This window comes from Shewanella sp. MF08487 (assembly GCF_050848685.1).
Lineage (GTDB): Bacteria > Pseudomonadota > Gammaproteobacteria > Enterobacterales > Shewanellaceae > Shewanella > Shewanella glacialipiscicola.
In genome coordinates, this window is record NZ_JBOZPB010000001.1 from 247,450 (window position 1) to 269,662 (window position 22,213).

The 22,213-nt window shown below is 42.2% G+C and carries 18 protein-coding genes and 2 pseudogenes; 9 read left to right on the forward strand and 11 right to left on the reverse strand.

Annotation, left to right across the window (positions count from 1 at the left end; translation table 11 throughout):
* Positions 1-39: 39 nt before the first annotated feature.
* Positions 40-756: a fatty acid metabolism transcriptional regulator FadR gene (gene fadR, locus ACRN9H_RS01025; protein ID WP_432312073.1), complete on the reverse strand. Its 717-nt coding sequence runs from the start codon at positions 754-756 to the stop codon at positions 40-42.
* 310 nt (positions 757-1,066) lie between these two features.
* Between fadR and nhaB the strand changes: the two genes are divergently transcribed.
* Together nhaB and dsbB are read left to right on the forward strand one after the other, a co-directional pair.
* Positions 1,067-2,668 (forward strand): sodium/proton antiporter NhaB, encoded by a 1,602-nt coding sequence (gene nhaB, locus ACRN9H_RS01030; protein ID WP_432312074.1) that lies wholly within the window; start codon positions 1,067-1,069, stop codon positions 2,666-2,668.
* A 90-nt stretch (positions 2,669-2,758) separates the two neighbouring features.
* Positions 2,759-3,286 (forward strand): disulfide bond formation protein DsbB, encoded by a 528-nt coding sequence (dsbB, locus tag ACRN9H_RS01035; RefSeq protein WP_432312075.1) that lies wholly within the window; start codon positions 2,759-2,761, stop codon positions 3,284-3,286.
* 155 nt (positions 3,287-3,441) lie between these two features.
* On the opposite strand, the gene ACRN9H_RS01040 is transcribed toward dsbB, so the two are convergent.
* The 8 genes from ACRN9H_RS01040 to speA all read right to left on the reverse strand — a co-directional run bounded on the left by ACRN9H_RS01040 (position 3,442) and on the right by speA (position 10,653).
* Positions 3,442-3,834 carry an STAS/SEC14 domain-containing protein gene (locus tag ACRN9H_RS01040; protein ID WP_432312076.1) on the reverse strand — a complete coding sequence of 131 codons (393 nt, stop codon included), beginning with the start codon at positions 3,832-3,834 and terminating at the stop codon, positions 3,442-3,444.
* A 176-nt stretch (positions 3,835-4,010) separates the two neighbouring features.
* Positions 4,011-4,367 (reverse strand): DUF3802 family protein, encoded by a 357-nt coding sequence (locus tag ACRN9H_RS01045; RefSeq protein ID WP_432312077.1) that lies wholly within the window; start codon positions 4,365-4,367, stop codon positions 4,011-4,013.
* Between the two features lie 175 nt (positions 4,368-4,542).
* On the reverse strand, positions 4,543-5,118 hold the full coding sequence (locus ACRN9H_RS01050) for a YceI family protein (RefSeq protein WP_432312078.1): 576 nt from the start codon (positions 5,116-5,118) through the stop codon (positions 4,543-4,545).
* A 155-nt stretch (positions 5,119-5,273) separates the two neighbouring features.
* A complete protein-coding gene (locus ACRN9H_RS01055) occupies positions 5,274-5,726 on the reverse strand; it encodes a YaiI/YqxD family protein (protein WP_220773828.1) in 453 nt (150 codons plus the stop codon).
* Positions 5,727-5,789: 63 nt separating this feature from the next.
* Positions 5,790-6,428, reverse strand: coding sequence for a pyridoxamine 5'-phosphate oxidase (pdxH, locus tag ACRN9H_RS01060; protein WP_432312079.1), 639 nt, complete (start codon positions 6,426-6,428; stop codon positions 5,790-5,792).
* A gap of 251 nt (positions 6,429-6,679) precedes the next feature.
* Positions 6,680-7,576: an agmatinase gene (speB, locus tag ACRN9H_RS01065; protein ID WP_432312127.1), complete on the reverse strand. Its 897-nt coding sequence runs from the start codon at positions 7,574-7,576 to the stop codon at positions 6,680-6,682.
* A gap of 63 nt (positions 7,577-7,639) precedes the next feature.
* Complete coding sequence (locus ACRN9H_RS01070; protein WP_432312128.1) at positions 7,640-8,611, reverse strand: adenosylmethionine decarboxylase; 972 nt, start codon at positions 8,609-8,611, stop codon at positions 7,640-7,642.
* A 128-nt stretch (positions 8,612-8,739) separates the two neighbouring features.
* Entirely contained in the window at positions 8,740-10,653 is a 1,914-nt protein-coding gene (gene speA / locus ACRN9H_RS01075) for a biosynthetic arginine decarboxylase (RefSeq protein WP_432312080.1), read from the reverse strand.
* Positions 10,654-11,844: 1,191 nt separating this feature from the next.
* On the opposite strand from speA, the gene ACRN9H_RS01080 reads away from it, so the two are divergent.
* The 6 genes and pseudogenes from ACRN9H_RS01080 to ACRN9H_RS01105 all read left to right on the forward strand — a co-directional run bounded on the left by ACRN9H_RS01080 (position 11,845) and on the right by ACRN9H_RS01105 (position 16,205).
* Entirely contained in the window at positions 11,845-12,687 is an 843-nt protein-coding gene (locus ACRN9H_RS01080) for a CvfB family protein (RefSeq protein WP_432312081.1), read from the forward strand.
* A gap of 133 nt (positions 12,688-12,820) precedes the next feature.
* Positions 12,821-13,495 carry a YceH family protein gene (locus ACRN9H_RS01085; protein ID WP_432312082.1) on the forward strand — a complete coding sequence of 225 codons (675 nt, stop codon included), beginning with the start codon at positions 12,821-12,823 and terminating at the stop codon, positions 13,493-13,495.
* 155 nt (positions 13,496-13,650) lie between these two features.
* Positions 13,651-14,481 carry an ABC transporter permease subunit gene (locus ACRN9H_RS01090; protein ID WP_432312083.1) on the forward strand — a complete coding sequence of 277 codons (831 nt, stop codon included), beginning with the start codon at positions 13,651-13,653 and terminating at the stop codon, positions 14,479-14,481.
* Positions 14,478-15,389: an ABC transporter ATP-binding protein gene (locus ACRN9H_RS01095; protein WP_432312084.1), complete on the forward strand. Its 912-nt coding sequence runs from the start codon at positions 14,478-14,480 to the stop codon at positions 15,387-15,389. Before ACRN9H_RS01090 ends, ACRN9H_RS01095 begins: the two co-directional genes overlap by 4 nt.
* A 217-nt stretch (positions 15,390-15,606) precedes the next feature.
* Positions 15,607-15,900 (forward strand): HU family DNA-binding protein, encoded by a 294-nt coding sequence (locus ACRN9H_RS01100; protein ID WP_432312129.1) that lies wholly within the window; start codon positions 15,607-15,609, stop codon positions 15,898-15,900.
* A gap of 121 nt (positions 15,901-16,021) precedes the next feature.
* A pseudogene (locus ACRN9H_RS01105) lies at positions 16,022-16,205 on the forward strand (hypothetical protein).
* On the opposite strand, the pseudogene ACRN9H_RS01110 reads toward ACRN9H_RS01105, so the two are convergent.
* Positions 16,202-16,633, reverse strand: a pseudogene (locus ACRN9H_RS01110) (TonB-dependent receptor); the annotation flags it as partial. The pseudogenes ACRN9H_RS01105 and ACRN9H_RS01110 sit on opposite strands and share 4 nt — an antisense overlap.
* A 612-nt stretch (positions 16,634-17,245) precedes the next feature.
* Between ACRN9H_RS01110 and ACRN9H_RS01115 the strand changes: the two are divergent.
* A complete protein-coding gene (locus tag ACRN9H_RS01115) occupies positions 17,246-20,098 on the forward strand; it encodes a TonB-dependent receptor domain-containing protein (RefSeq protein WP_432312085.1) in 2,853 nt (950 codons plus the stop codon).
* A gap of 166 nt (positions 20,099-20,264) precedes the next feature.
* On the opposite strand, the gene ushA is transcribed toward ACRN9H_RS01115, so the two are convergent.
* Entirely contained in the window at positions 20,265-21,992 is a 1,728-nt protein-coding gene (gene ushA, locus ACRN9H_RS01120; protein ID WP_432312086.1) for a bifunctional UDP-sugar hydrolase/5'-nucleotidase UshA, read from the reverse strand.
* Positions 21,993-22,213: the final 221 nt, after the last annotated feature.

Consider the following 22,213-nt stretch of genomic DNA (forward strand, 5'->3'; position numbering starts at 1 on the left):
TAGCCTACTTCTGTCTTAATGCGATATTATTGATGACTATTAATTATCTTGTGCAATCGAAGCCGGCATATCTTCACGTAATAATAACCACATTTTCCCACTATTCATGCCGTAAGTACGCATCAATGCGGATACATCAAGATAATTTTTCGCCTGTGCCAGTATCTCTAACTCTTTGTAAAAGTTTAACGCTAATAAACGTGCATCAGAACTTGAAAAATAGTAGCGTCCGACTCTGCTATATAGACCTTTAAAGCCATTTAAAATCAACACGTAAAGTGGATTGCCAGATGAGAAAGCTAAGGTGTGATGCAATAAATAGTCAAATTCGGCATAGGATTCTGCCGTATCTTCTAACTGATGAATTTTGGCGAGTACGTCTACCGCAGTATCAGGATTATAACGCAGCGCACCGCGGAAATAGATGGCACTCACGTTAGTTCTAGCCGATAACAATTGATCAACTAACACCGGAAATCCTTCAGGATTGAGATCGGCAATAGTCTCAAGAATATTCAAACCAGAGGTTTCCCAGAAGTTATTAACTCGAGTCGGTTTACCATGTTGAATTTTCAACCACCCATCACGAGCTAAGCGCTGCAACACTTCGCGTAAGGTGGTACGAGTCACGCCAATCAACTCTGAGAGTTCACGTTCAGCCGGTAAAATGGATCCAGGGGGAAACTTATTGTCCCATATGGATCTCACAATATACTTCTCTGCAAAACTTGCAGGTCCTTTGGCATTGATTATCATCAGCCACTTATCCAGTTGTTGTGTACCTTAATGGTCACTGATCATACCAGAGCCGGAAAAAATGGAAACCATTCACTTAAATTCATCACGTGACCACAGTGTAAAGGTCACATAACTGTTCAAAAAAACAACCAATATCAAGCTAGAATTAATCATTTTGCCGAGTAGCTCCGCTTTTTGAAATGTGATCAATAGTATATCGTTACATTAGCTTTCTCTTTAAGCTAGACTGCTTTCACAAACACAGGTATTAATTAAGCTATTAATACCCATTAGTGCAATTTTTAACATCATGAGAAGGAAGGCGGCCATGCCCGTGACAATGAGTCAGGCGTTTATTGGAAACTTCTTAGGAAATTCTCCTAAATGGTACAAGATCGCGATACTGTCATTTTTAATTATTAACCCAATACTCTTTTTCTATGTAGACCCCTTTGTCGCTGGTTGGGTGTTGGTACTTGAATTTATTTTTACCCTAGCCATGGCATTAAAATGTTATCCATTGCAGCCCGGTGGTTTATTAGCAATTGAAGCCGTCGCAATAGGTATGACTTCGGCAAGTCAAGTGCTGCACGAAATAGAAGCAAACTTAGAAGTATTATTGTTACTGGTCTTTATGGTGGCCGGTATTTATTTTATGAAGCAGTTATTGTTATTTGGCTTCACAAAAATTATTACTAAAGTACGTTCTAAAATTTTAGTGTCATTGATGTTTTGCTTAGCCTCAGCATTTCTATCCGCCTTCTTAGACGCACTCACCGTTATTGCCGTGATTATTGCTGTTGGAGTTGGTTTTTATTCTATTTATCATAAAGTGGCCTCAGGCAAAGATTTTAGTGCCGATCACGATCATACCTCTGAAGGTAAAAACGCAAACGGTGACGATCAGTTAAACGAACAAGAACTTGATGCTTTCCGTGGATTTTTGCGTAATCTGCTAATGCATGCGGGCGTGGGTACTGCACTTGGCGGCGTATGTACTATGGTTGGTGAGCCACAAAACTTAATTATTGCCGCTCAAGCAAATTGGCAGTTCGGCGAATTCGCCATTCGCATGTCCCCCGTAACCGTTCCTGTATTACTGGCTGGTATATTGACCTGTTTCTTAGTCGAAAAATTCCATATTTTTGGTTATGGCGCGAAGCTTCCTAATGCCGTACATAAAATCCTATGCGATTACGCTGCGCATGAGGATTCACGCCGCACCAATAAAGACAATATGAAGTTGATCGTACAAGCCTTAGTGGGTGTATGGTTAATTGCAGGCTTGGCCTTACATTTAGCCTCTGTTGGCTTAATTGGTCTTTCAGTGATTATTTTAACCACCGCTTTTAACGGCGTAACCGATGAACATGCACTCGGTAAAGCCTTCGAAGAAGCATTACCTTTTACCGCCTTATTAGCCGTATTCTTTGCCGTGGTTGGGGTTATTATTGACCAACATTTATTTGCCCCCGTTATCCAGTGGGCGCTGAGCTATCAAGGCAATACCCAGTTAGTGATTTTCTATATCGCTAACGGTCTTTTGTCTATGGTGAGCGATAACGTCTTTGTCGGTACTGTGTATATCAACGAGGTAAAAGCGGCATTGATCAGTGGTCAAATTAGCCGTGATCAGTTTGATTTACTGGCAGTGGCGATTAATACAGGAACAAACCTACCTTCAGTAGCAACACCGAATGGCCAGGCGGCATTTTTATTCCTATTAACCTCTGCTCTGGCGCCACTTATCCGTTTATCCTACGGAAGAATGGTATGGATGGCATTACCCTACACTATTGTTCTCTCCCTCGTCGGAGTGATGGCAATCGAAACCGGTTTCCTTGAACAAGCCACTCAGTATTTTTATGATTCGCAACTAATTATGCATCACAGTACCCAAGAAGTACTGAGGTCTACGAGTAGCCACTAATTTTGTTGATTGACTGAACTTTATTTAATAAGTAGAGTCTAAAAAACGCCCCCATCTTTGAGGGCGTTTTTGCTAATACGGAGTTCCATTTTGACTGTACTGACGCGCTTTGCCCATTCCCGTTCGTCTTGGTTTATTCTTGGTGGCACAGCCCTTGGATTAGAACTAACCGCATTGTATTTTCAGCATGTAATGAAACTCGACCCTTGCGTCATGTGTATTTACCAAAGGCTGGCCGTTTTTGGTCTGTTGGTCGCAGGCCTTATCGGTATGACAGCGCCAAAATATCGCATTATTCGCCTTTTAGCAGCGTTACTCTGGGCGGTGAGTGCAACTTGGGGACTCAAATTAGCCTTATCGCTTGTGGATATGCAAACTAATCCATCCCCTTTCTCAACGTGCTCATTTTTACCTGAGTTTCCAGCTTGGATGCCACTGCATGAATGGTTTCCTTCGATAATGCTTCCTACGGGGATGTGTACTGATACTCAGTGGGGCTTTATGGGCGTAACAATGGCCGAATGGATGGTCGTAGTCTTCAGTGGTTTTTTGGTCGCTTGGCTGCTGTTTATCGTGCCGATTGTAAGTGGTTCTACGAAACCTTCTCTGTACAAATAATAACATTCTGCTTGCTGAACGGGGAAACCCAAGCGCGTTATCTTAGCGAACATGATCATTTAGGCTAGAGCGTTTTAAAAGTCCACACTACAATAACATAAAGGACAGGGCACACCATTCATGTGCCCTGTCCTTTATTCGTTATGACGTCATAATCAACTAAGGGGACTACAAGAACTAAGAGGTGATTGGTCTAACCATGCTTTAGCTTGTATATGCTCATTGCTGGTAAATACTTTTACGGGACACGGTAACATGCAGGCGAGCGTATTGACCATAGTGCTCATTCTGGCGCCATCGACTAGCATCACTACTCTTGAAAAATCACTTAAATGGAATAAACCTAAAACTGCATCATCCCATAAGGCTCCAACAGATATGCCCTCAAATTCTGACGAAAACTCATACCACAGTCGAATACAGGCATGGTCTTGCAACTTGGTTTCAATCGCGGGAATAAGATAGCTTTCAACATCCTCGCGGCTAACACGACCCGATGCCACAATAACCAATATGTCATCAGCATGACCCAAAGCGACTGTTAGCATTGAGGACTCCTTAGCAATCTTTGCGTCTAAAAATAGTTAACGCCATTAAAAAAAGATGCTCAAGCAATAATATAAATGCGAAAAAGGCTAGAGTGGTAACGGTTTTTAAGACTCACAGCGGCAATGCAAGATGAATAAATATATTGAAACTCATCATCACTAACGCATTGTCAAAACTAGGCGATGACTTGTAATTTAGCGATTTCTTGATCGAACAAATTTTTAATCAAACTGGAAAACTCGGTTATAAATAAGGTCTGTGCTGGCGTTGCCTTGTAATTAGCCACTAAAGCTAAGATTTCTTCTAGATCGTAAACGATGGCATCAACTTCACGGATAATGATATTACGCTGTGCGAATGATAATGACGGATTTTGACCGCACACCATAATAATCTGCGCCGATAATTGCTCTTCAAACAACTCCATCACAGTATCATCGGAAATGACCTGTGAACTCGGCGTTTCAAATAAGCCTAGATGTTCAGTTAAATACTGGATCAAATGTATATAACCATCTTTATCTGTAACCATTCTTAACCCTTAAAACTCATTAACTTAGAATATAGCACTATGCTATTAATACCATATTTATCAATATCAAAGAAGCCGATAATTCGGCTTCTTATCGAGCCACCACTGACACTTATTGCTAACTCTATCTCATATTAACGGGTCAACATCGTGATCTACGCCAATATTGTGAAAATTACTGAGTCAAGGTTAGTACAAATGACACTGGTACGGCTTGGCTAATACTCGATAAACCCGCAATTTCACGCAATTTATCCACTCCAGCAACAAGGTCAAACTCATTAGCGTTGACTATTACAGGCTGAAAACTGCTGACTTGCAGTTTATTATCCGTAATTTTAGTGATTAACACTGAAAAAGTCTTAGTTTGAGTCTTACCATGCAGTGAGATTTTACCCTCAATATCCGCTATTTTACTTTCGCCAACGCTCAGTTCTTTGACCAACTTATTATCAACTTGCGACGACAACTTGAGCTCAGGATATAAAGACACTTCAAATAACAAGCTCTGCATCCGCTCGTCGCGAATATCAATGCCGGTTGCCACACCGATTAGCGGGATAGATAACTCAAATTGTCCATTATCTTTAAGCTGGCCTTTGAGTTGTTTAAAGTGATGAACCTCAGCAATATCTCCTTTCTTTATCGAAATAAAACTGACTCGGGAATCCTGTTCGACCACTTGCCATTGAGCAAAGCAGCTAAAGCTGGCAATAGCAGATAAAGCCACTATTCCTATCCATTTTTTCATCGTCTCAGTCCTCTAAAAGTGAGTTTAAAAGTCATGCAGTAAAGTAAATCGACAAGCCTAGCGGATAACAATACTACTCAGTCAAATGTGTTCCACACCACCTAACTGTCGCTAAAGATACTCTTTTTATCCATTAGCGACCAGTAAACTATGATTCATATTCGCACTAGCCATTTATCTAAACTATTGGCAAAAGCCTGTTTATCCGCTTGAGAAAAGGTATCCGGACCACCGGTATGCACACCAGAACCCCGCAAGTCTTCCATAAAATCGCGCATCGTCAGTTTTTGTTTTATATTATCGACCGTATAGAGCTCGCCGCGAGGATTGAGTGCCAACGCCCCCTTTTCAATGATCAACGCCGCCAAAGGAATATCTGCGGTAATCACTAAATGCGTTGGTTCAACATGATCAACAATATATTGATCCGCCACATCAAAACCCGCACCCACGCGAATTTGGCTGATATAGGGCGATGGCGGTATACGGATCATTTGATTGGCCACCAGCACCAGCGGTAAGGCTTTGCGCTCAGCCGCCCGAAACAGCATTTCTTTAATGGGATTGGGACAAGCGTCGGCATCGACCCAAATTTTATAATCACTCAATGTTATTTACTCAATACGTTAATGCTGACTGACAGTGGAGTATCACATTTGGTTTTACCTAAACTATGGCGCTAAACGATCAATATTCCACTCGGTTTGATGAAGGGTGTAAATAAAACGATCATGCAACCGATGCTCCCCGCCCTGCCAAAATTCGATACTTGAGGGACGCACTAAATAGCCCCCCCAAAAACTGGGTAAAGGCACATCGCCTTTGGCGAACTTGGCCTTCATTTCGAAGAACTTCCCCTCAAGCACTTGTCTGGCGCTCAATTTACTTGACTGCTGCGACACCCAAGCGGCAATTTGGCTATCCTTGGGGCGAGTTAAAAAGTATTTAAGCACTTCGGCAGTCGAAAGCGCCTGCGCTTCACCTAATACTGATACCTGACGCTCTAAAGGATGCCAAGGAAAATGCAAACTAATTTTATTGTTCGCGGCGATTTGCTGGGCTTTGCGGCTACCTAAGTTAGTAAAAAACACGAAACCTGTATCATCAAAACGCTTAAGTAGCACAATCCGCTGAAAGGGTTGGCCGTGTTCATCTACCGTCGCTACGCACATGGCGGTTGGATCGCTAAGCTCTGCATCCCTTGCCTGCGCCATCCACAGTTCAAATAAATCCATCGGATTTTGCGGTAAATCGGCACGTCTTAAGCCGCCTTTAGCATACTCGCGGCGGATATCACTCAGATCTGTCATCGGGTTTCCTTAAGTAAACGGGCAGTCCAATCGTGACAATAACCTTAATTACACCCAAAGGTCATCGCATCAATGGCATAAGTTTATCATGCATAATAAAAAAGCTTAGCCTTTCTCAGTATCAATAACCCATAAAAATGTTAATAAAAAAGCCAAGACATACGCCTTGGCTTTTATCATTAACTTTAGCGCGAACATCGACTTATTGATAAATACCCATAGCAGCGATTAATAGTAACCGTTCAGCTTAGTTACTTTTTAACTAAGCCTTTGCCTACGGCCCACACGTGCAGCATTTCAAGGCCCAGCGTTGCGCCGGCTAATGCCGTAATGTCGGCAGAATCATAAGCGGGCGCGACTTCCACCACATCCATACCCACAATGTTCATACCGTGTAAACCCCGGATGATTTTCATCGCTTTATCGCTAGTTAAACCGCCACAGACAGGCGTGCCAGTGCCAGGTGCGAATGCGGGATCTAAACAATCGATATCAAAGGTCACGTATAACGGCATATCGCCTACCCGAGCGCGAATTTGTGCCACTATGTCATCGGCAGTTAAATCATTAGCTATCGCGCCATCAATCACTTGATAAGCGTGGTTTTCACGATCGTACTCGGTTCGAATACCCACTTGCACTGAATGCGCAGGGGCGATAAGCCCTTCACGGGGTGCATGGTAGAACATAGTGCCGTGATCGTACTTGCTACCTTGGCTGTAAGTATCTGTATGTGCATAAAAATGTAATAATGCCATTTTATCGTATTTTTTATAGTGGGCGCGCAGCAAGGGCTGCGTCACAAAGTGATCGCCGAAGCTTAACTGAGTCTTGCCCGCATCGAGTATTTGAGTAGCAAAGGTTTCTAAACGCTGGGTAAAATCTTCAGCATCATCACAGTCAAATACTAAGTCGCCCGCATCAACAATTTTAATACTTTTGCTTAGGCTAAAATCCCAAGGCCAACGCGTATCTTCCCACGCTAAGTTAACCGATGCACGACGAATTGCTTCTGGCCCCATACGGCCGACAGACCGTCCTATCGTTGCCATATCAAATGGCAAACCAATCACAACAATGTCAGCATCACTTTCCAGTGGTTTGAAGTTCAGCGGCTGTCGTAAATAAGCAAACGCATTGGAATACAGTTAATAATCTGGTTTATCAGCAATCGTAGCCATACATATTCCCAAAAAGCAAACGCCAAAAATTTACATAAGTTCAGGGATCAGCACTTCAGTTTGCAGCTGTTGATAGTGACTAAAACCGATATGATAACCTTGCTCGGTCGTTAATGAACCATGTCCTAAGCGTACATGGGCAGGAAACCCCAGCGTTGAATCGTCGGTATTAAAACGGATAATGTCCCAACTCACGGGGGAAAACAGCGTTAATAATCGCCCCAACAAACTCTGAGAATACCGTGCTAAATCAAGATTGGTTTCAAAGCTCACGTAAGAGCTTGCGCACGCATTGTCGCTCTGTGGCGTAATGTGCAAAGTAACATAATATTTGCCCCACAGACCGTTCATCGAAAAGCCTGACGGAGTAAATAGATGCGCATCTATCTCAAATTCAGGGAATAAATGCTTAAATCCCAACACGCTGCAAAGCTCATCACAACTGTGTGGACCACCATTAAGATAGTCGGCAAGCTCGCCACGAATGTGGTACATCAATAGCTCACTCGTGCAGTCATCTTGTGCTGCTTGATAATGGCTATCCGAGCAGAAAAAATAATGATGGTGACTGTCTAAATGCCCCACTCGACATGCCTTGCCTACAATACGTTGCCGCAATTGCTTAATATCATGAGTAAAACTGCTGGTTTGCAAATGTGCTTGGTATTCGTTTTTGCGCTGGTAACTCACCAGTGCCATTGAGGATGAACCAAGCGCATCAATAAAATAACAGGCAGCGTTCACTAAGGTGCTAGTGCCACAGGTAAGCATAAGGAATCTGTCATGCCACACAAACAAGCTGGATTCACTCAATAAATAGGCATCACACTCGGTATTACTGATATGCGACAGTATCTCTGCATGGGCGCAGTTGACTAAGGCTGACCAAAAGCTCACATCGAGTTTGCGTAAATTCGGTGCAGACGCCGTCACGATGATCTCAAGCTTTTTTTCTGAGCCTTCAAAAAACGTCAAATCCTTAACCCCATTCACCGTTGATATTGAGAGCTTACCCTTGTTATCTCTCGCCATTAAAGTAAAACAGCTCCATGGGCGATAAATATTAATAAGCTAGAAAGCAAAAATCAGCCTAAGTGACCTTAGACTGATTTATGTTAACACACTAAATCTTAAGAAAAATCTTCTAAGTAAGTGTAGCCTTTGAGGCCCAATTGCAGTTCTTCTAAAATTTGTGCGCGTTCATCTTCGGCAATATGCTGATTAACTAACTCTTCATAGGTGCGCATAAAGGCCACCGCATCTAAGTTAACGTAACGCAATACGTCGGCAACCGTGTCACCTTCTAATACCGATTCAATGTTAGTCACACCGTTCTCTTCGATGCGAACAACCGCTGAGTTAGTATCACCAAACAAGTTATGCATATCGCCCAAGATTTCTTGGTATGCACCCACAAGGAAGAAACCGATCAGATACGGACTATCGGCGCTCCACGCTGGCACTGGTAGTGTGGTTTCAATCCCTTGACCATCTACGTATTGATCAACAATACCGTCAGAGTCACAGGTAATATCGAGCATCACAGCACGGCGCTCAGGGGCTTTATCTAAACCTGATAACGGCAATACAGGGAACACTTGATCAATACCCCAAGCATCGGGTAATGACTGGAATAATGAGAAGTTAACAAAAAACTTATCGGCTAACTTTTCATTGAGTTCATCAATAATCGGTCTGTGATAACGGTTTTTCGGACTCAATAACCCTTGCACTTCATGGCAAACCCGCAGGTTAGCCTGCTCAGCCCAAGCACGCTCAGCCAAAGTTAATTGACCTAAAGCGAATAATGAATGTGCTTCTTGTAAGTCACTTTGGCTATCGTGGTAAATCTCAATCAAAGCGCGTTGGTCAGCGCGGCCGCTGATCTCAGACCATGAATGCCACATGTTATGTAATAACTGCGGTGATTCTTCTGCTGGCGCTTGAATGTTCTCAGGCTGATAAGCTTCAGTACCGATAACATCAGTGATCAATACCGCGTGATGCGCGGTTAAGTAACGGCCAGACTCTGAAATAATACGTGGCATAGGCTGCTCGTATTCATTACAGATATCAGTCAATACATTAACAATATTGTTAGCGTATTCAGTCAGACCATAGTTCATTGAGTTATTACTTTGGCTACGTGTGCCATCGTAATCCACCGCTAAACCACCACCGACGTCAAAGCAATTAACGCTCGCACCTAATTTACGTAATTCACAGTAAAAACGACCCGCTTCACTCACACCTTGGCGAATATCGCGGATGTTGGCAATTTGTGAACCTAAGTGGAAATGTAACAACTGCAACGAATCCAGCATGTCATTTTGCTTAAGTTGCTCAACAACCAGCAAAATTTGCGCAGCAGATAGACCAAACTTAGACTTCTCGCCGCCGCTCGCCTGCCATTTGCCTTTGCCTTGGAACGCTAAACGTGCACGCAGACCTAAACGCGGTGTTACACCAAGACGTTTAGATTCCGCTAACACCATTTTCAGTTCAGACAGTTTTTCTAAAACGATATAAACCTTATGGCCCAGCTTTTCACCAATCAGTGCTAAGCGGATATATTCGTTATCTTTGTAACCATTACAGACAATGACTGAACTGGCTTTTTGCGCCATGGCTAAAACAGCCATCAGCTCAGGCTTACTGCCGGCTTCTAAGCCCAGTTGTGGTACTTCTTTTGATGCCTGACTCGCAAGTATCTCTTCTACCACAGTTTGCTGTTGGTTTACTTTAATTGGGTAAACCAGCAAATAGTCCGCCTGATACTCATATTTTTGTATCGCTTGGTCAAATGCCTGGCACAAACTGTTCACTCTGTGGTGCAGAATTTGCGGAAAACGAACTAGCACGGGTAAAGCGACGCCCGCTTTAACCATGTCTTTAGCTAGCTCATTTAAGCCAATCTTGTAATCAGGATTTTGAGGATCCGGTGATACTGTCACTTCACCTTGATCGCTAATCCCATAAAAACCTTGGCTCCAGTGAGTAACATTGTACCCAGCACGAGCATCATCAATAGACCAATCATTCATTATTATTTAGCCCGTCTAGTAAAAAATGGGTTAAACGGTTATGGCTTAATAGCACAACCGCCCGTTCGACAAACCCAGGCAAAGGAAAACCTTACCTGACATACACGAAGGTGGATTTCACCTTCTACTTAATGCCGCAACGTCACGTTAGTGTAAGTGACATTGCCGCGATTTTCATTCATAGCGCAAGAGACAACACATCTTCGCGCATTGCATCGTATCATATTGAAGAAAAAGCTTATTCCCTTACCCCAGTAAAGCTATCTTTACTTGCCCTGCTTGCTTTTATCTTCAGGCGAAAGGCGTCAATAACGCTAAAAAGCCGAATAAAGTCCTGAGTCATATCCTTAAAACATCAAGCTAATAAGCAACTTAAAGACGTTCGAAAGAAGTTAAGACCTTCAGAAACCGATAACACAAGTAGAAAACGAAAACCGATAACACTGAACTAGCAAAAACGCCAAACCAGCTTATCTCTAGGCAAGATTATTTTAACAGGGGACTATTGGCTTCTTCGCGGCCAGAATTGATGCGGATCAACGTGAGATGCTTAAGGCCAGTATCATCATATGGCACAACAATCGAGCGTTGGCATTGTGATACTTTTAGGTAAAGTGCAAAAAATGGAGACTTGTGCATTAGCTAATAAAAACCCTCTTAACCCCATGTAATTTGATATATTATTAATTACACGGTTAATGACGACTGAACCATAAAACTTTATTACTCACGTAATATATGTCGTGTCTGCAACGAGCAATATCGTTGAACGGCGCAATTAAACCGCGCTATGTCTTAGAATGCAAGTAACAATCTCATTTAATCTTTTACATTAAAATATAATAAACACTCACGCAACAAACCCTAGATACACCACACCATTACTACATTATTTATCAGCAACTTACTAAGCACTACTCAGTACAAGCCTGTTCAATATTTTTTAATGGCACTTGTAACAATTTCTGATATTCCCCCTTACAAATAGCCCTAGATTTTGTGTGTAAATCCGCAGTGATTAATAAAGCGTTTATAGCACACCCAACATCACCGCTGGACTTAAGCCAAATCTGCGCGGATTAACCGCCTAAATAGGCTAAGATAAAACCTAAAAACAATAATGCTGCAGTTTCAGCAGCAAAACATATATAATCGCAGCCGAATCACATTTCATTATGCACAGAGAGATACATGGTACAGATAGGTAAAACCTGCAAACTTGAGGTTGTAAAACAAGTCAGCTTTGGCGTGTATTTAAACGCACACGAATTAGGGCAAGTACTGCTGCCAAACAAAGTCACCCCTAAGGACTGCCAAGTCGGTGATATGCTTGACGTGTTTCTGTATCTAGATTCCGAAGATATCGTGATTGCCACCACGCGGCGCCCACTGGCGCAGGTCGGCGAATTCGCTTACTTAAAAGCCGTTGCAACCGGTCCTTATGGCGCCTTTTTAGACTGGGGATTAGATAAAGACTTATTATTGCCCTTTGGTGAGCAACACAAACCTATCGAAGAAGGCCGTTCTTATCTGGTCTTTGTACACGCAAACCGCGCTGATGAGCGCATTATGGCCTCATCAAAAATCGATAAATTCCTCGATAAAACTGAGCCAGACTATACCGTGGGTCAGCAAGTTGATTTATATATTGGCGGCACCACTGACTTAGGCTACAAAGCCATTATTAATCATGCCCATTGGGGCGTGATTTTTGAAAATGAAGTATTCCAAAAACTGCGTTTTGGCCAAAGAGTCAAAGGCTTTATCAAACAAGTGCGCAAGGATGGGAAAATCGATCTTGTGCTGCAACAAGGCAGTAAAGAAGAGTTAGATAAACACGCCCACATTATCTTAATTAAACTCAAACAAGCTGGCGGCTTTTTACCCCTGACCGATAAAACCGATGCTGAAATCATTTACGATCAGCTTGGCATGAGTAAAAAAGCCTTCAAAAAAGCAATTGGCGGTCTATTTAAAAGTAGCCGACTGAGTATAGATAATGATGGTTTGCGTTTAACTGAAACGGCAGAATAATTAACTCTATTCAGCACTTAGCATCAAAGTTGTACAGTTTACCGCCACTAAGGCAGGGTTAGACTGACAACTCCTAGGATATTAAGCATGGCTCTGTTATAAACAAAGCCATGCTTTTTTCTTTGGAGCTTATATGGAACTCACGTTACACGAAGCCAGAGTCATCGGATGCCTGCTTGAGAAAGAAATCACCACCCCTGAGCAATATCCACTCTCGCTAAACTCATTGACCTTAGCCTGCAATCAAAAAACCAGCCGCGAGCCGGTACTCGAACTCAGCGAAACCCAAGTACAAATTGCCCTCGATTCACTTAATAAGAAACGTTTACTTAGCGAACAATCAGGATTTGGCAGTCGTGTAGTTAAATACAAGCACAGATTCTGCAATACCGAATTCAGCGAATTGCAACTATCACCCGCCGCACTCGCCATCGTCTGTTTACTATTATTACGTGGACCACAAACACCCGGAGAATTACGCACCCGCAGCAATCGTTTGCACGAGTTTAAAGACGTCGTCGAAGTAGAAGATTGCATCCGCAAATTGATGAATAGTGAGAAACCTTTCTTAACACAATTGCCCAGAGAAGCCGGCCGCCGCGAATCCCGTTATGTGGAATTGTTCTCAGTCGCTTCTGCGCAGTTCGAAAGTGCGAGCTCATCATTTCATGTAACGACAAGCAGCACCCTAGCCCATGAGCCTGTCGATATTGAGCCGCCAGCGTTAGTAAAAAGGGTGACCGAGCTTGAGCGGCAAGTCACCGAGCTGACACAAAAACTCGATGAATTAATCGCCTCGTTGAGCTAAGTATTGTAAAAACATGTGCCATTGCCATTTAAGTGGAATAGCACTGATAGGCAGCATCATTGTCTACCTAAGCATGTCTATCTATGCGTAGGTACCCAAGGGGGAGCGATTTAACCTCTCCCACATTGTAGCGCCAAGAATAATAGAGAAAGCATATGACTCATAATCCACCTAGCATTTTCAACAACATGCTTCTCATCGCCATGTTTGAACTGCGTAAGTTTTTATTCAACACCCGAGGGATCATTGCCTTAATTGCCTTTGGTTTAGTCTGGGGCGTATTACTGCTTTATCCCATTCAAAGCGCATCGGCCATGTTGTTACAACCTAATGTGAAAGATATCATTGATAGCTTATTTGGCATAAATACCCTCAATGTGCTCTTTAAGTGGCCAGTGGCCGAAATGGCCGTATTTTGGTGTTTTGCGTTGTACTTGTTCCCGATGTTCAGCATTTTAATCGCAGCAGATCAGTTCTCCTCGGATAAAACCCGCGGTACACTGCGATTTTTAACCATACGCACGAGTCGTGATAGCTTATTGTTCGGCCGTTTTCTCGGCCAGATTTTAATCCAGAGCTTGCTGATCCTATTAACGATTATCGCCACAATCGCCCTCGCGCTCAGCCGTGATAGTCAACTCTTGTTGCCAGCATTAACCTCTGGCGCCTTAGTCGGCCTTAACCTCATCATAGTGATCTTGCCCTATACGGCAGTGATGACCTTGTTGTCTTTATATGCGCGCACGGCGCGCCAAGCAATGGTGTTTGCCACTATTTTATGGACGGTGATTTCTATTGCTATCATGATACTAAGCAGTCAAGCGAGCGTACTGGCACAGCTACAATGGGTGTTACCCGGCGCTCAGCTGTCGGACATGCTCAATACTAATGGCCTTTACAGCTTAGTCTACGCCCCCATTCCACTGATACAAACCGCTGCGGCCCTCTTGCTCGGCAGAATTTATATGCAAAGGAGCTCGCTATGAGTCTGATCCAATGCCAAGGACTGTCGCAACTTTACGGCAGTAAAAAAGCGCTGAATAATGTTAACTTTAGCCTAGAAGCGGGAGCGCCTATCGCGCTTGTCGGTCCAAATGGTGCAGGTAAAACTACCCTCTTTAGTCTGTTATGCGGCTATTTATCTCCAAGTGCTGGCAGCATAACCATACTCGGTGAAGCGCCTAACAGCCCTAAACTACTGGGTAAAATCGCCGCGCTACCGCAAGATGCAGCACTGGATCCTAACCTGACGATTGTGAGTCAACTCAGTTTTTTTGCGCAACTACAAGGTATGAGTGCTGAACAAGCCAAACATGAAGCGATTCGCGTATTGGCTCTAGTCGATTTAGCCGATGTTGCAGATCAAAAACCACCGAGTCTAAGCCACGGCATGAGTAAACGGGTATCGATTGCACAGGCGTTAATAGGCTCGCCCGAGTTAGTGTTATTGGATGAGCCGACAGCGGGACTCGATCCTGCTAACGCAAAAAAAGTCCGTGAACTGGTCAAAGCTTTATCGCCCACCACTACCTTTATGATCAGTTCCCATAATCTCGATGAGCTCGAAAAGCTATGCGATCAAGTGTTGTATTTAGATAAGGGCCAGCTAAGCCAAGCTGTATCTATGTATGCATCGACCGGTAGCGATTACCTCACCTTAACCATGCAAAGCTGCGACAGTGAGTTACTGCAAGCGGAAGTGGTGAAACTAGCAGGAGTGATGAACGTTAGCTCAAAACAGAGCAATGTGTTTATTATCCAGCTGGCCATTGATGAGGATAAATCTAAGGATAGCGATATTGAAATACGTCTATTTAGACTCTTCAACCAGCATAAATGGCAGTATAAAATGCTACTTAAAGGTCGCACATTAGAAGAAACCCTATTTTCGTAGGTTAAACACTTATCGCTTAAGCGCAGTACGCTTTGCGTTTAAGCGATAACGCCTAAAATAAAAACCTGAAACCAACAATGTTTACGACAAACTATAAACATCAATTATCTTACGCATTACAAACCTGCCAATAAATCACCAGTCACACACTCTGCGCTCGCTATAACTTCCAATATGACAATGTGCTTGTTATAACTTGCCCACGATTGAACCTAAGCTGACTTCAGAGGTTTGTATGAACAAAGCACAACTTATCCGACGTATTGCCGCCGAGTTAAACGCCTCGCAAACGAGCATTAAACCTGTGGTTGAGCAGATATTGCAACAGATCCACATCGCCTTAAGCGAAGGCGAAAAAATCTTCCTGCCACAATTTGGCACTTTTGAGCTGAGATACCATTTAGCTAAAACGGGCCGTAATCCGCAAACGGGTGAGGCCATTGAAATTGACGGTTACAATCAACCAAGCTTTAAAGCCTCAAGCGCATTAAAGCGGCAAATAAATAGCTAAACATGAAGACAGTATATGTAACCTTAACTCGGGATAAGCTCTGCGTCTCTAAAGGTTACTTTTCCCTTTATCTGCGTTAACTTTGCTACTAATAACCCGCGCTTAGGTACGCAAACTTGCCTTGCGCTTTATACTGTGTTTAAGACTTTCGACAAAGTTTCAATCCTTCGCCTTGTCTAAAGCGCTTTGCACTCCAGCTGAATGAACAGATATTTAATACGATTGGTATAAATGGATACCCTATTTTTTGCAAAAAAACCTCCGCAAGCGGAGGTTTGGGTTATCCAGGGAGGTGGATAACTTAAAACTTTTGGTTTAGTCTCAGGTAATAGGTCCTACCTAATACATCATATAAACCCACGTTCACATCGCGATAATCTGCATAGCTATAGTAGTTTGGTGTTTCAGCATCAAACACATTATTAACCCCGACAGTGATAGAGCCGTTATAAGCATGGCTGTAAGCCAGTTGGATATTATGTTTAAAGTAATTAGAGTAATCGACATAACGGTCAGTTTCTTCTAACTCATTGTAATAGCTCGCAGATTGACTACCGATATACACAACCGTCCATGCGGCGGAGAAATCATCATATTTCCAACTTGTAGCGAAGTTACCGCGCCAGTCTGGGGTGTCAGTCAGACCTGCATAATCAATCATTTCAGCATCAGCATTAGCTTGCTTTTTAAAGTCAAGTACATGGGTCAAATCCAGTTTGAAATTGAAATTACCCAGTTTGAAACCTGCAGTATTATGTTTTTCTAAAAATATCAGAGTTAACAAAGCATCATCAAAGTACATATTTTATATAAAATAGAATCCACTCCTAATAGCACTAATAGCACTAATAGCACTAATAGCACTAATAGCATATTACATGCACATAATATGCACTAAATACCCTCAAAAACATAGAGCCAGAAACATTTGTAAATATAATGTTTCAACTCGTAAAGTCACATCAAGCGCAGAGTGAGACAGATTTTATTTTATCGAAACAGGCTAACTTGTACCAATTGACATTAAGTATTAACACAAGACTGATACAAACTACCTCAAAATGTTTTTTGTAATTAAATATGTTCATAAATGTAGATTTATTATTAAAAACAAATAGTGGCGAATAACAAAATTTAAATATACACTTAATTATTAATTACTTAGAGAACTCATGCGCGAAAGAAAGAAATAACCAAGACAAATTCAAATCAACGTAAATATATTAAAATTCATCCTGAAAAATAAACTATTGAATTTTGTGATGCATTAATGTTAATTATGTTGTGTTGAGAGTTATTTTATCTCACATAAAAATATAATTAATAGAAATTTAATAGGTAATTAATGATGAATAATTCAGGAATATCTAAATCTGTGCGCTACTCGCTAATTGCTAGCGCTTGCTCAGCCATTTTAGCAACAGCAGGAGCTGCAGCCGAAACTCCGAAAATTGATACCGCTAATGTCGAGAAAATAACAGTTACAGGCTCACGAATTGTGCGCGAAGGTGCATTCGCACCAACGCCTGTAACAGTGATTACTGGTGAAGAATTATTGTCTACCGGTGTAACCAACATCGGTGAAGCATTAAACCAACTACCAGCGCTAGGTAACACCTTCTCACTCGCTAACTCAGGTCGTTTTATTGGCACATCAGGCTTAAACATGCTTGATTTACGTAATATGGGCACTGACAGGACATTAGTGTTAGTAGATGGCCGTCGTCATGTTGCCAGTTCTTCAGGCACTTCATCTGTAGACATTAACACTATCCCGAGTGTGTGGATTGATAAGGTAGAAGTGATAACAGGCGGCGCATCCGCTATTTACGGCGCTGACGCGGTCACAGGTGTGGTTAACTTTATCCTGAAAAAGAATGTCACTGGTCTAGATGTATCCGCCACAATCGGTGAAGCAGAAGAAGCGTCATTTAATAAAAAACGTTTCTCTATTTCTTATGGTTCAGATTTCGCCGAAGGTCAAGGTAACGTCGCAGCCGCATTTGAATACAGCGGCCAAAATCAGCTAAAAGCATTCGATAGAGATCAAACCTCAACATCGTTTGCCTCTATCACTAACCTAGATCGCCCCAATGGCGATGATAACGACCCATCCAACCCAGATAAAATTCTCACGCCTAATGCTGGCCATTATCGCATTAGTAATGCAGGTACGTTTAACTTGGGCAATGGTTGGAAAACCTTTAATGCCGATGGTTCAATGAAAGATGTGAATTTAGGTACTAATTATGACGGTAGCTATTGCACTGATTGTGATTACACTAACTTAAATGAATTTGTCGAATTACAGCCTGAATTTAATCGTTATAACTTTAACGTTAAATCTAACTATCGCTTTTCAGACAACGTAAACGGGTATGCTGAAGCTAAATATGTCCGCAGTGAATCTCAGGGTATATCCCAACCTGCATTTTTCTTCTTCAACCCAGTCAACACCGTCAGTATTGATAATGCTTTCATGCAAAATGATATGCGTGATTTAATGAATCAAGAAGGTGTATCTGAAGTTTCTGTTAACCGTTTCATGACGGACTTAGGCTTACGCTTAGAAGATGATACCCGCGAAACTCAGCGTTATGTTTTAGGCTTAGAAGGTAGTGTACTTGAAGACTGGTCATACGATGTATTTGCCACTTATGGTCAAACTGACTTAAAACGTGTTAACCGTAATAACCTTGTTTACGCTAATTATGAAAACTCACTCGACTCAATTCTTGTTGATGGCGTGGCGGTTTGTCGTGACGAAATCGCTCGTGCTGAAGGCTGTGTTCCTGTCAATATTTTTGGTAACGGTAAAGCCAGCCAAGAAGCTCGCGACTACATAAACACGACTTCAATAGGTAACGCTGTCATTAAACAAACCGTGTTAGGCGGTTCTATGACAAACTCAGCATTGTTTGATTTACCTGCTGGTGCAGTAGGTTTCTCGGCCGGTGTTGAATACCGTAAAGAAGAAAGCGAAGTGTTTGAACCACAAAATGCCGAGGGCACTTTCTTTAACGTATTAGGTGAAGATAAAGGCGAGTTCGACGTTAAAGAAGTGTTTGCCGAAGTAAGTGTTCCACTACTATCTGACTTACCACTAATAAAGCAACTAGATGCTGAGCTAGCGATCCGTTTTGCTGATTACAGCACGATTGGTAATGCCACAACCTGGAAGGCTGGCTTGAGCTGGGAAGTGAACGATAATATACGTGTTCGCTCAACCTATTCAGAGGCTATCCGCGCGCCAAACATTAGCGAGTTATTTGGTGCGCCAAGCCAAAACTTCTTTAGTGTCGATGATTCTTGTAAGTCATCAGAGCTAGATGGTTTAGCCAATGCTGACCAACGCCGCCAAAACTGTGCCGCTTTAGGTATTCCAGCAGGCTTTGACTCAGATTATGATTCAGCCACACTTCCTGGCTACAGTGGTGGCAATGTAGAGCTTAAAGCTGAAGAATCAACTAGTTATACTATTGGCGCCATTTACAGCCCGAGCTTTATTGAAGGCTTAGTATTCAGTATCGATTACTGGAATATTCAAATTGACGAAGCTATCAGCGGCATTAGTGCACAAGATATTGTCAACAGATGTGTCGACTCTCCAAGTGGTGTTAATAACGAATATTGTGCATTGTTAACGCGCGACCCAACCACGCACGAAATCACTAATATTAACCAATATTCGCTCAATATTGCCGCCTTAGAGGCCGCTGGTATTGACTTTGATATCGGCTATAACTTTGATCTATTTGGCGGAGAGTTAAGAACCAACCTTATTGCAACTCAGCTACTCGATCGTAAAGATTACTCATTCCAAGATGAGCCAGATATCTACGAGGATTATGTCGGTGTTGCTGGCACGCCAGAATGGCAAGCTAACCTGACATTAAATTACTCTATGGAAAACTGGGGGGCCATGTGGAGAACCCGTTATATTCAAGGTGTTAACTTATATACTGATACTGAACTAGAACTGAATGCCAACCCAAATAGTCTATTATCCTACCCTGACTACTATATTAGTGATGCCGCCATTAGCTACAACTTCGATAATGGTATATCACTTAAATTTGGTGTAGATAACCTATTTGATGAGGATTTACCTTTTGGAGCAACTGGTACTACAGCAGGCTCAGCAGCATATGACAACGTAGGTCGTTTCTATTACACCACCTTTAGCTTTGCTATATAACCGCAACTCCTTGTAACGCGATCAACATAGTAAAAATAGTAAAAGCCCTACTCCTCAAAGAATAGGGCTTTTTATTGCGTTAGGATGTTACCCAAAAGACTAGGCATTAGAAGTTAACAATATCAACACCATTTCCCATCGCGATTATCACTCGTTTGTGATTTAGCTACTTAGTGCTAATTTTGCAACCTTCTACGCTTTCAGAGTTTTGATAAACGATATCGCCTACTGGATTATAATCCGCGGCAGTAATCATTTGTTTCTCTTTTAAGAAGCTATACAACAAGTCAGCATCAACATAACCCGTTTGAATTGGGCTTTCTAGCTTAGGATAACCGTCGCCACCCGCTGCGTTAAAGCTAGGTACAGTAAACTTATATGTGGCTGTAGGACTAAAATCTTTACCACCAATATCGCTAATAGTCGCGGTTTTAGCCACACAGTCGATAGTCATTTTAACACCTGTGATTTGTGCATAACCACCTGAACCAATTTCAAGACTTGCTACTGCACCTAAATAAGTTGCGACTTCAGTACCGGTCATTTCGTTCAGGGTCACCATGTTACCGAATGGCTGAACGGTCAGCACGTCACGATAACTAATATTACCTGGTTGGATAGAAGCACGAACGCCACCAGAGTTCATCACACCAAAATCAGCCGCCACTTTAGCACTTTGAGCCATAGCTAACATACGGCCTAAGTTCGTTTGCTTATTACGCACACTTGCACGTTCGCCATCTAACAGGGCATCCGTTGTCGCGATCACTTCGCCTAACTTATCTTGACCTTTTTCTTGATAGTAAGACAGCAGCTCTTTTAATTCAGTATCAGGTTCAATTTTAGCACCGGCTAAATCGGCAGTCTTCTTACCTGCATCATCCAGTTTGCGCATGTTAACAGGTACAAGTTTGTAGCTCGCTAAATGTAGTTCACCGTTAAAGTATTCAAAATCTGCACGACCAACGTATTTACCCCATTCATGGGCTTGCATGATCCAAGTCCCATTTTGTTTATCTGGTGCACAATCATCACCCGGTTTAAAGGCGGCATAGGCTTTGTTGTCAGAATCTGGCTCCATACACACTGGGTTTTGTGAGTGACCACCGATAACGACTTGTAAATCGCCTTCTTTTAGTGCGCGAGCCATAGCAACATCACCAGGAGCATTACTACCATTTTGTCCATCGGCATAGTGACCCATGTGCGTAGTCGCAAAAATAATGTCTGCCGCTTTGGCATCTTTAATTTCTTTAATAACTTTAGCCACTTCTACTTTAGGATCAGTAAAAACTAAATCACTAACATACTCAGGATTACCGATTTTAATCGTGTCTTCGGTGGTCAAACCTATCACCGCGACTCTCAATCCATTCATATCAAATACTTTATAGGCTTCAAAATAACGTTCGCCTTGAGTACCATCAGCATTTTTACGGTAAATATTGGCTGCTAACATAGGAAATTCAGCGAGACGACGTTGCATATCTAAAATAGACAATGGATTATCGAACTCATGGTTACCCACTGCCATAGCGTCGTAACCAATTTTATTCATACCCGTAAAATCAGGGATTGCGTCTTGTAAATCTGACTCAGGTACACCGGTGTTAATATCACCGCCAGAAAGCAGTAAAGTTTGCCCGCCATTCTTACTCACTTCTGTACGAATACTGTCAATTAGCGTTTTACGTGCCGCCATGCCGTACTCGCCATCACTATTTTCCCAAAAACGGCCATGGTTATCGTTAGTGTGTAAAATCGTAAAAGTCGTACAGGCGCTGCCGGCTTCGGCACAGGTCGTTGCAACGCTATTGTCATCATCACTATTACAACCCGCCAGTGCCGTTAAAACAGCAGTGGCAACCAGCCCTTTAATAAGCATATTTCTCATTAGATCAACCCTTATATTTTAATTATTTTATCATATGATTTTTTTACTGAACTCCATCAAGTTCAGCGTCAAGGATAATAACAAATAATAAAGATAGAATGTGTCAATTTTATTAAAAACTTGATATTAGAATGAGATTTTATGCATTATTTTAGATGGGTTTGTTTTATACAGAAAATAAGCTTTACTTTTAATTTTTATACATTCTGATAACGTAATAA

Coding starts and splice junctions, on each gene's coding strand:
- ACRN9H_RS01085 (WP_432312082.1), top strand. CDS start 12,821: ATGGAACTCACGTTACACGAAGCCAGAGTCATCGGATGCCTGCTTGAG.
- ushA (WP_432312086.1), bottom strand. CDS start 21,992: ATGAGAAATATGCTTATTAAAGGGCTGGTTGCCACTGCTGTTTTAACG.
- ACRN9H_RS01050 (WP_432312078.1), bottom strand. CDS start 5,118: ATGAAAAAATGGATAGGAATAGTGGCTTTATCTGCTATTGCCAGCTTT.
- speA (WP_432312080.1), bottom strand. CDS start 10,653: ATGAATGATTGGTCTATTGATGATGCTCGTGCTGGGTACAATGTTACT.
- ACRN9H_RS01095 (WP_432312084.1), top strand. CDS start 14,478: ATGAGTCTGATCCAATGCCAAGGACTGTCGCAACTTTACGGCAGTAAA.
- fadR (WP_432312073.1), bottom strand. CDS start 756: ATGATAATCAATGCCAAAGGACCTGCAAGTTTTGCAGAGAAGTATATT.
- ACRN9H_RS01040 (WP_432312076.1), bottom strand. CDS start 3,834: ATGCTAACAGTCGCTTTGGGTCATGCTGATGACATATTGGTTATTGTG.
- ACRN9H_RS01090 (WP_432312083.1), top strand. CDS start 13,651: ATGACTCATAATCCACCTAGCATTTTCAACAACATGCTTCTCATCGCC.
- ACRN9H_RS01115 (WP_432312085.1), top strand. CDS start 17,246: ATGATGAATAATTCAGGAATATCTAAATCTGTGCGCTACTCGCTAATT.
- pdxH (WP_432312079.1), bottom strand. CDS start 6,428: ATGACAGATCTGAGTGATATCCGCCGCGAGTATGCTAAAGGCGGCTTA.
- ACRN9H_RS01080 (WP_432312081.1), top strand. CDS start 11,845: ATGGTACAGATAGGTAAAACCTGCAAACTTGAGGTTGTAAAACAAGTC.
- nhaB (WP_432312074.1), top strand. CDS start 1,067: ATGCCCGTGACAATGAGTCAGGCGTTTATTGGAAACTTCTTAGGAAAT.
- ACRN9H_RS01045 (WP_432312077.1), bottom strand. CDS start 4,367: ATGGTTACAGATAAAGATGGTTATATACATTTGATCCAGTATTTAACT.